11 protein-coding genes and 1 pseudogene are annotated in these 9,464 nt (G+C 39.2%); all 12 read left to right on the forward strand.

Annotated features, from left to right (window positions below; genetic code table 11):
* Window positions 1–206, forward strand: a pseudogene (locus HP456_RS15680) (GNAT family N-acetyltransferase); the annotation flags it as partial.
* A gap of 81 nt (window positions 207–287) precedes the next feature.
* On the forward strand, window positions 288–1,076 hold the full coding sequence (locus HP456_RS15685) for a DUF2935 domain-containing protein (RefSeq protein WP_172252766.1): 789 nt from the start codon (window positions 288–290) through the stop codon (window positions 1,074–1,076).
* Between the two features lie 729 nt (window positions 1,077–1,805).
* Entirely contained in the window at window positions 1,806–2,228 is a 423-nt protein-coding gene (locus tag HP456_RS15690) for an SRPBCC domain-containing protein (RefSeq protein ID WP_172252768.1), read from the forward strand.
* Window positions 2,229–2,293: 65 nt separating this feature from the next.
* Window positions 2,294–2,692 (forward strand): nuclear transport factor 2 family protein, encoded by a 399-nt coding sequence (locus HP456_RS15695; protein ID WP_172252770.1) that lies wholly within the window; start codon window positions 2,294–2,296, stop codon window positions 2,690–2,692.
* A 185-nt stretch (window positions 2,693–2,877) separates the two neighbouring features.
* Window positions 2,878–3,120, forward strand: a complete 243-nt coding sequence (locus HP456_RS25520; protein ID WP_312857776.1) for an NUDIX domain-containing protein — start codon at window positions 2,878–2,880, stop codon at window positions 3,118–3,120.
* Between the two features lie 15 nt (window positions 3,121–3,135).
* Window positions 3,136–3,333, forward strand: a complete 198-nt coding sequence (locus HP456_RS25525) for an NUDIX hydrolase (RefSeq protein WP_312857777.1) — start codon at window positions 3,136–3,138, stop codon at window positions 3,331–3,333.
* A gap of 303 nt (window positions 3,334–3,636) precedes the next feature.
* The gene (locus HP456_RS15705) at window positions 3,637–4,392 is read left to right on the forward strand and encodes a class I SAM-dependent methyltransferase (RefSeq protein WP_172252772.1); all 756 of its coding nucleotides are present in this window, start codon (window positions 3,637–3,639) and stop codon (window positions 4,390–4,392) included.
* Between the two features lie 35 nt (window positions 4,393–4,427).
* Entirely contained in the window at window positions 4,428–4,829 is a 402-nt protein-coding gene (locus tag HP456_RS15710) for a Cif family virulence factor (protein WP_172252774.1), read from the forward strand.
* A 62-nt stretch (window positions 4,830–4,891) separates the two neighbouring features.
* Window positions 4,892–5,689 (forward strand): aminoglycoside adenylyltransferase domain-containing protein, encoded by a 798-nt coding sequence (locus HP456_RS15715; RefSeq protein WP_172252776.1) that lies wholly within the window; start codon window positions 4,892–4,894, stop codon window positions 5,687–5,689.
* A gap of 11 nt (window positions 5,690–5,700) precedes the next feature.
* Window positions 5,701–5,883, forward strand: a complete 183-nt coding sequence (locus HP456_RS15720; protein WP_172252778.1) for a PspC domain-containing protein — start codon at window positions 5,701–5,703, stop codon at window positions 5,881–5,883.
* Window positions 5,884–6,312: 429 nt separating this feature from the next.
* Window positions 6,313–7,476: a beta-ketoacyl-[acyl-carrier-protein] synthase family protein gene (locus HP456_RS15725; protein WP_172252780.1), complete on the forward strand. Its 1,164-nt coding sequence runs from the start codon at window positions 6,313–6,315 to the stop codon at window positions 7,474–7,476.
* Complete coding sequence (locus HP456_RS15730; protein ID WP_172252782.1) at window positions 7,477–9,249, forward strand: ATP-binding protein; 1,773 nt, start codon at window positions 7,477–7,479, stop codon at window positions 9,247–9,249.
* Window positions 9,250–9,464 lie beyond the last annotated feature (215 nt).

Below are 9,464 nucleotides of genomic sequence, written 5' to 3' on the forward strand. Positions count from 1 at the left end.
GGAAAGGGGTATGCGAAACAGGGATGCGTCTATTGCCGGCGTTTGTACATCAGGAATTCCCTGAAAGTGACGAAATTGTTCTGGCTGTAAATCATAAGAATATTCCTGCCCAGAAACTATATAAAAAAGTTGGGTTTGAGGATACAGGAAGAAGAAAAGTTGGGGAAATGGGAGAGCAGTTTATTTATAATTTAGAAGTTAGATAAATGTTTACTTGAATATGAATGAATAAGGACAATAAATCATTACATATATTTGAAAGGAGCTGAAAATTAAGGAGGGATAGTGTGGCTAATCCGATAGTGGAACGGTCGTTGGACGAAATAGCTTTTTGGTCCAGGATTATGAAAGAGCATGCTTTATTTTTGAGTTTGGGTTTTACTTATGAACAGTCACAATTGATAGAAGAAGCCCGGCGGTTTATCTCACTTTTTGATAGAATCGAAGAAAAACTGGCTGGATTTTCAGTAAACTCAGATTTGCAGCAAGTTCAAGCGTTTAATTCAGAGGTTTATCAAGCTGCAGCCGCAATATGGAGTTATAAACGGAAGGTATTAGGCTTAACTCTGAATTGTGAAATAAGAACCAATAATTTCCCATTATTAGTTGATCATATTAGCAGAGAGGCTGCATATTTTGCCAATCGGTTAAAAGAACTGAATGAAGGGAAACTTGCGCCGGAACCCGACACCGTAATTCAGGAAAATGTATTCTTTTTAAAGATAATGGCAGACCACGCAAAGTTTATCGGACATCTTTTAGATCCATCGGAAAGAAAGCTGGTGGAACAAGCAAGGGAATTTAGCCATGATTTCGATCAACTGGTGTTTCAGGCGGTTGATTTAAGTTCAATGCGACCACAATCGGAAACTAAACCTATTTTAAGTCAGTTCTTAGACCAGAACAAAGTTTCGGTTGCCTCCTTAAGGGACTTCAAGAAGACAGCAAGGGATTTAATTGAAGCATGCCGTATAAAAAGTAATATACATCCCCTTTTAGCAGATCACACTTTTAGAGAAGCTGAAAGATTTATTGAAATAATTAATATGTTTGAAGTTAGTTTGGAAAGTAAGTAATTTTATTAAATAATTTTTTATTAAAAATTTTATAACCAATATGCTGCAGGAAAAATTGAAGACATAGTTATGAGGGGCTGCCAATTGATGTTTATGCAGAAGTGACAAATCGAAAGTTTTGAGAATAACCGTTTATAGAGAGTAATAATAAGGTAGAATTGACAAAAACCCCATTTTATTGAAATAGAAAATAGTAATGTCAATCGGTTCGATAATAGAATCGGCTTTTTCGATAGTAAATCATCAATTTTCGATAATGAAATTCAGGAATTGGATAAAAAATGTCCAGCTGAGTTACATGCCGGGGAAGAAAACTGCTGAATAAGAAATAAAATAAATGAGGTCAAAACCCTTCTTTATAACAATTAGTTAGTCATGAATATTGATTTGCTTCTTCTTTTTCATTCATTTTCTATTATTATTCTTGAATGAGAGTCCTTTTGTTGCCTTTCCAGGCAGTGGGCGTGTAGATATTCTCAATGATAAAAGATGAACCTGTCCCCCCGCAACAAGATTTGTATATTCAGAATGGCGGGGGGCAGCCAAATAAAAAAATTTCTGGAAAATAAACTTCTCTCTGGGAATTCTTCTATTTCTAGAAGGATAGTATATGCTTGTTGAAGAAATAAGTAATGATACATACTTTTTCCGTGCTATTAGCAATAAGCGTACCCTGCAATTTTTTTGAGAAAGGGTGACGCCAATAATCAAGAAAGTGAGCTGATAGGAATGAACAATCGAACTAAAATCAACATACAAAAATCTGCAAATGAAATATATGAAGCTTTTGTTGATCCGGAAAAAATCGGGAATTTTTGGTTTTCGGCGAGTTCTGAAAGATGGGGTGAGGGTAAGACGATCACACTAAGATATGATGAATATAATGCACAGGGAGATATCTACATCAAAGAAATACATGAGAATGAAAAGGTTGTATTTGAATGGGCAGGCAGCCGGCCGGTCACAATCAACTTTTTTCCTGCAGACAATGGCGGCACTATCGTAGAAGTGATTGAAGAAGGATTTGATAGGGATGATGAACACCTGATTGATCTATTATTGGACAACAAAGAAGGTTGGGTATACATGCTGACTTGTTTAAAAGGCTATATGGAGTTCGGAGTGAGCCTGCGAGCAGCATTGGTTAAGTGACATGTGATTTACGTATATCTCTACCTTTTATATCCTATATAAATAGAAATGAAAGGATGGTTGAAATGCAAGAACAACAACAGATTGATCAGACACTGACCATTAAAGAGAGGGCAGTGTCGTTTCTTCGACTAGTTGCATCAGGGAGCGTTCGGGAAGCCTTCAATAGTTATGCTGGTACTGACTTTTGCCACCACAATCCTTATTTTCGGGGAGGTGCTGAGTCACTTTTAGCAGCAATGGAAGAGAATGCTGCCGAAAACCCGGACAAGACTTTTGAAGTGAAGCGTGCAATTGAAGAGGGAGATACCGTTGCGGTTCACTCACATGTGAAGCAGAATGCTGAAGATCTTGGAGCGGTTGTCATCCATATTTTCCGCTTTGAAGACAGCAGGATTGCTGAACTGTGGGATGTGGGTCAGCCGGTACCGGAGAACTCACAGAATGAAAATGGTATATTTTAATTTTATATGAAGTGTTTACTCCTCTTTGGGACGGAGTGGGACTGGTCTTTTGCTTGCATGTATCAAGGGGAAAGACCTTTTTTTATTGTTAGAGAACTACCAGTTTTATGGAGTTTTCTACAGTGTAGTGACTGATTGTGGTAAAATAAGGAATATGAGATGAGGAGTAATAGGGAGGGATGATTATGGATTATGTGATGAATCTAAGAAAAATAGTGGGGCACAGGCCATTAATCTTAACAGGCTCAGTGGTCTTACTGATAAATGAAAAAGACGAGTTGCTGCTGCAGCATCGAATTGATGGCGGGTGGGGATTGCCCGGGGGGCTTATGGAGTTAGGTGAAAGTCTGGAAGATACGGCAAGGCGAGAGGTAAAAGAAGAAACAGGGTTAACAATCGGGAAATTGGATTTAGTGGGTGTGTTCTAGGGTCCGGAATTTTATTTGAAAGTAGCGAATGGCGATGAACTATATTCAGTAACTGCTGTATATGTATCAAGGGAGGTAAAAGGCAGGATCAAAATCGATGGAGAAGAATCTGTTGAGGTTCGGTATTTTGCTCTCGATGAACTGCCAAAGGGGTTAATAGAATCTTATCGGAGGTATATAGGACCGTACATAGAACAATTGGCAAAGTCTTAATTGCAGGGGAGTTTACTCGCGCCTGTTTGGAAGAGAAGTAGAGATTGGCGGGGCAGCGATTGATCATGTGTCTTGAGGATTTATAGAGAGAAGAGAGTGTCAGTCTTTTTTATGAAAGACTGTCCTTTTTTTGGTTAAGTTTGTGGTAAAATTAGGATATTGATTGCACTCACATGGAGTAAACTTATAAACAGTCAGGGTTTGATCAAGCATACGAAGCTCCTCCCGCAATCATGATAAAGGCTAGTAATGAATAATCAAATTGATTTTGTAATAAAAATATGAAAGTCCGGAGGGGATAAAATGACTTCAATGATCCTGACTCAAAACAAAAAAAGCTGGGATAAAGTAGCACACCATTTTAATGGCATTGATGCATTGCCAAGTTACGGCCCGTATACCCAAACGGAAGACGAATTAGGCCTGTTTGAAGATCTGACAGATAAGAGAGTACTGGAAATAGGCTGCGGAAGTGGCCATTCTTTACTTTATATGGCAGAAAAGGGAGCAGGAGAGATTTGGGGTGTCGATTTGTCCGAGAATCAAATCGGGACGGCAAAAGAAACGGTGAAGGAATTTAACCACAAACTGTATTGCGCGCCTATGGAAGAGGAGATCGGTCTGCCAAAGTCTTATTTCGACGCCGTGTATTCCATCTACGCAATTGGATGGACAACTGATTTATCCTCTACATATCGCCTGATTCATTCTTACTTAAAGCCTGGAGGATATTTCATCTTCAGCTGGGACCATCCATTGTACCCACATATGAAAAGTGAAAATGGTGAAATCCGTCTCGACGGATCCTACCAGGAGGAAGGAGTGACAACATACTCCAACTTCAAAGGTGAAGATGCACCAGTGGTCATTCCTAAACGAAAAATGAGCACGTATATCAACGAATTGATTCAAGCGGGATTCACGATTGAATCTGTCATAGAGAGTGATGTCTCAGAAACCTGTAAATCTATGGAATCGGAAGTCTCAGATCGCTATTACTCTTTATATAAGGCGAAGAAGTTCCCTGCTGCGATGATTATAAAGGCAAGGAAAATGTAATGATAGAATATTGAAATGATATTTAGGAGGCAGTGATGAACGACCACACATTTAGACAGTTTCTTAACAGATTTATAGATGCTTGGAAACAATCATCCCTAACGAATATGGAAAAGTTCATAGCGAATGATTATCAAGCCAGGGAAATTACCGGAGAAGAAATAATCGACTTTGGTTATGAAGAATCAATAAATGGCTGGAAACAAGGATTTGATTTTGTTTTGGAAGTCGGAGCCAAATGGGAAATAAACGAAATCTCCATTCTCTCGCTTAGAGAAAACGAAATGCTCGCCACCCTGTCAGCAACCATCATCATTCCAGGAAAGACCATGGAGAAAGCGAACTTATTTTATGACACATTCAAAAAATCGGATGATAACGAATGGAAACTAATCAGAAGTTACATCGAAGCAGGAGTTCCTATCGAGAATCTATAATTTGCAGGCATGTCTTTCACTGGATTAAGATGCTACAGCAGGTGTAGAAGGAGGCTTCAAAATTGCCATACAGTTGGCCGGATTGTCCAAACAAAGTGAAAAATGCTGTCCTTAATTTACTGAACGGAATCAAAAAATTGATAAAAGAAGATTTTAAAGGTTTTTATATTCACGGCTCATTAGCCATGGGAGGGTATAATCCGAGTCGGAGTGACATTGACGTGTTGGTGGTCACAAACGAATCCATAAGTGTACAAACAAAAAGGGAACTGGCAAAGTTCTTTTTGAATCATTCTGCCAATCCGTATCCAATAGAAATCAGCTTTCTAAAAGAAGAACATCTGGGAAATTGGAATCACCCCGCATCATATGAGTTTCATTACAGTGAGTTTTGGAGATGTCGGTACGAATATGATTTGTCAAAAAATACAAATGTATATTTGAATGAACGGATACATTGCGATCCTGATTTGGCTGCACACATCATGATCACTATCCATCGGGGAATTTGTATTGAAGGAAGCCCAATAGTTGATGTGTTTCCTCTTATTCCAGGAAAGGATTATCTTTCTTCTATTAAAGGAGATTACATAGAGTGTTTAAAAAACATAGAGGAAGATCCAATTTATTGTGTGTTAAATATGATAAGGGTATTTCTATATGTGAAAGACGGAATGATCGTATCAAAGCTTGAAGCTGGTGAATGGGGGCTTACAGCACTGCCTGGTGAGATGAAAGGTACCGTTCAGAAAGTGATGGATGGTTACTGTGGTGAGAAAGGTTCTTTTCACTTCACCAAAAAGGAACTTGCCTCATTTAGTCAGTATATCGAAGGTAGAATGAAATTTCATAGGTTTTAGGGGGGGGAAATGTGCAGAAAAAAATAAGGAAATCCTCAACCGATAAGTCAATCTCCGGTGTGTGTGGAGGGATTGCTGAGTACTTTGGGGTCTCCTCCTTTATGGTAAGGATTTTATTCATTATCCTGCCCTTGAATATACTGATTTATATTATTCTTGTTAATACTTTACATGAACCACCACGAACCTTATGAAGAACATTATTTTTTAAATATACACAGGACAGGTCACCCAGCCATTAAGCCGGGTGACCTGTCCTGTGACAATAAATATCACCAATCAAAAATCCCTATCCTTCTTCGATTTATACTTGAAAAACTTTATCGTTATCCCAATAAGAATCAAAATCAAGATCAAAGGAAGAATGAGAAATAAAGAAAATCCTGTTGTTCCCAGCATTGAAGTTCCTCCCAGCCGAAGAAATAGTAGTAATATAGCTATCATATTCCCGTTGTTTAATAGAATAAAACGTTCCAGTATGCAAAAGTCCATACCGGAGTTCGACAACTCAGTAGTAAACGGGATTCTGGAAGCATTTGTGTTTGACAGGACAATAGCTATATAGTTTTGTCGGAAAAAGCAGTAAAATAGGAGTAGATTAAGGACGAGGGAGTAGGGGTTCTATGGGGAATGTTGTCATAACGGGTTACGGGATCATAGGTCCGGGGATAAATGATACGGGGCAATTTAAGGATGTATTATTTCATAAGAGAAACGTACTGAAAAAGGAAGAGATTCATGGAAGGCAGCTATATATAGGGAGAGTGGCCGAAAATGAACTTGCTGTCGATGGCCTTCTATCTTTTTCAAAAAGGCTGCCGAAGACAGCGAAGATGCTGCTTCATGCTGCCAGCGAAGCGGTTTCCATGTCTGGACTTCTCCGGGATGGCTTGCGGGTGGGCGTGATTGTCGGTTCCTCTGGCGGTACGATTTCTGATATACTTTATACTTCAGCAAATGGGAAGAGGCATCCATTTGTAATCGGTAACATGAATGCCTATAGCCTTGCTTCAAGTTTATGCACGGCTTTTCATATAAATGGTCTATCTTATACGTTAAATAACAGCTGTACTTCGGCTTTGGATGCGGTCAACCTTGCGAAGATGCTGATCGATTCCGGTCAGTTGGATATTTGTTTGGCTGGTGGAACGGATTCTACCTTGGAAGATGTTGTCTTCGAGAGATTTTCCAGCTTACACGTTTTAAGTCATGTGAATGACTCCAATTCAAGCGGCCCTTTCTCTGGCGGCAAAGGCTTCTCTATGTCTGAGGGTGCGGGAGTTTTGGTGATGGAAAGGAAAGAAGTAGCCAAGAAGCGTGGAGCTGTAATCCGTGGTGAAATCGGCTTGTCCATGACCAATCAGGATGCAGTCTCTCCTTACAAATCGGATCCATCCGGCATAAAGCTGGGCGAAGCAGTTGACCATTGCTTATTGGAAGGAATGCCTACATACATAAATAGTCAGGCCTTAGGAATCAGTCAAAATGACAGACTGGAATCCGATATATATAAAGAGAAGTTTGCAAGTGAGAAGATTCCAATAACATCTATTAAAGGAATGGTCGGACATGCAATGGGCGCTTCCGGGATGTTTCAACTCATTTCAAGCCTAATAAGTATAGAGAATCATTTCATACCACCTGTTATCGGATATGATCAGAAATCCACCGACGGACTTTTGGTTGTGAAAGAAACTAGAAGAGAGGACGTAGAACGTGTTTTGATCACTTCCCAGGGGTATGGGGGAATCAACAGCTGCATGATGGTAAAAAGAGGAGAGAGATAGATGGAGTTCATTCTATTAATTGCGATATCGTTGATTCCAGTCATTATATCCGGATCATTATTATATTATTCGAAAAACGAAATAACAAATGGTTTGTCGATTTTTTTAGTGCTTTTATGTTTTTGGCAGATTGATATCGCGTTCCTTTATGCTAATGATTTCATGTCGGAAGAAGTCATTGATGGAGCATTCCGTCTATTCAGGATTGGACCGATTATGATCATGCCTCTTATGTATTATTTTGCTTACCTTATCGTCAAGATCAACAGGGAATTGGGAGCTTTCGGAAAAATTTTCACCAAAGCAGGACTTGTTGTTGTTAGTGTATTCAGTTTGATCGTTTATGTAATCAATTTTACTGAAATCGGAATCGTCTCATATTCTGTTATTCCGGAGACTCACTTTTCTCCTTCCCATCTCATACCTGTGTACGGGGAACTAAATTCAACGTTTATAATCAATATTGTCTTTGTATTCATCCATACTTTGTTTATCCTCGTTCTTACATCAAAGCTCAAGAATGCCTTTTTTAAGATATTCTTCACGAAGCTTGCGCTTGGTGCTGTTTTCGTATTCATCAATGGGGTAATCAGCGGATTCGGAATGATTCCTTTGTACGTCTCCAGTTTCAATTCCATATTGGTTGCAATCATTTTATTCCTTGGATTCTTCCAAATGCAGTCACAAAGGCTGAATCTGGCTAATCAAAATCTTGAGAAGCAAAGCGAACTGATGGAAGAAGTAATGAACATCAATCCCAATTACCTGGTCGTCTTAAACAAAGCTAATCAAATCATCAAGATCAATACGTCAATGTGCACTCTCTTGTCAATCAATAGAGAAAACGTGATCGGACAGGATTTCTCCATCCTTTTAAAGGGAAGGAATGATGAGAAGTTCCAAACGGACAGACTCCAGAAAATCACCTTGCTGGATGGGATGGTTCATTACATACAGTTCGGTTTCAAGTTTCTCGCTTATAAAAACGAGGAAGAATATATTCTTTTTTATGGAATCGATTATACCAATCAGAAAGAAAATGAACTGCTGCAGCTTTCTTCTGAAAAGTCAAAGGTCATTGGAGAGCTTGCGGCGAGCATCGCCCATGAAATCCGCAACCCTTTAACGACCGTAAGAGGCTTCATGCAGCTATCAAAAGAAAAAAACCCAACTGGCGACTATGAAAAAATTGTCCTGGAAGAAATTGATCGCATCAATGAGGTACTGAAAGAACTCCTCTTACTGGCAAAGCCTGAGGCGAATGCATCAACAGAAAGAGATCAGGAAGAGCTAAGCACCGATGTGTACCAGGAAGTCATGAATGTCTCCAAGCTTTTTCAAGGAGCCTCACATGAACAGAATAAAGAAATAAAGATCATCAGCAGACTGCAATCAACCGCCAGGGCTGCAATGTCGAAATCTCACTTCAAACAAGTGGTGATCAACATTCTTAAAAACAGCCTTGAAGCACTTTCAGAAAAAGGCGCGATTAAAATAATACTGGATGCTGTTGACGAACAGATTCGTGTCACAATAACAGACAATGGTAAAGGGATCACGAAAGAACGGCTTACCCGTATAGGTGAACCTTACTTTACAAATAAGGAAAAAGGGACAGGAATCGGGCTCACCATCTGTTTCAAGCTCATTAAAGACTATGGGGGAGAAATGGTTGTGAAAAGTAAAGCTGGATGGGGCACCTCAGTCACCCTATGGCTGCCGGCCGCAGAAAATAACCGAAAGTACTTCACCTCCTTAAAGCAGCGAAACTAGCAGGTTTTTTTGATAAAGTCACGTTACTAATCTTTGGAATCTCCGGTATAATAGTAATAGATATTCATTGTAGTAATTTTCAAAATTGTTATGACCTGAACTAACGGAGGCATTCCCGATGAGTCATTCAGAATTATTCAACGGTTTACTGATCAACCTGCTTGTCATACTAATCATCATTTTATTAGTGAATTTTTATCATTTATCAAATAAAA

This window comes from Bacillus haikouensis (genome assembly GCF_013179555.1).
GTDB classification, from domain to species: domain Bacteria; phylum Bacillota; class Bacilli; order Bacillales; family Bacillaceae_B; genus Rossellomorea; species Rossellomorea haikouensis_A.

Excerpts from the sequence above, each read along its gene's own strand:
- HP456_RS15705 (WP_172252772.1), top strand. The coding sequence starts at position 3,637 with ATGACTTCAATGATCCTGACTCAAAACAAAAAAAGCTGGGATAAAGTA.
- HP456_RS15710 (WP_172252774.1), top strand. The coding sequence starts at position 4,428 with ATGAACGACCACACATTTAGACAGTTTCTTAACAGATTTATAGATGCT.
- HP456_RS15690 (WP_172252768.1), top strand. The coding sequence starts at position 1,806 with ATGAACAATCGAACTAAAATCAACATACAAAAATCTGCAAATGAAATA.
- HP456_RS25520 (WP_312857776.1), top strand. The coding sequence starts at position 2,878 with ATGGATTATGTGATGAATCTAAGAAAAATAGTGGGGCACAGGCCATTA.
- HP456_RS15725 (WP_172252780.1), top strand. The coding sequence starts at position 6,313 with ATGGGGAATGTTGTCATAACGGGTTACGGGATCATAGGTCCGGGGATA.
- HP456_RS15695 (WP_172252770.1), top strand. The coding sequence starts at position 2,294 with ATGCAAGAACAACAACAGATTGATCAGACACTGACCATTAAAGAGAGG.
- HP456_RS15730 (WP_172252782.1), top strand. The coding sequence starts at position 7,477 with ATGGAGTTCATTCTATTAATTGCGATATCGTTGATTCCAGTCATTATA.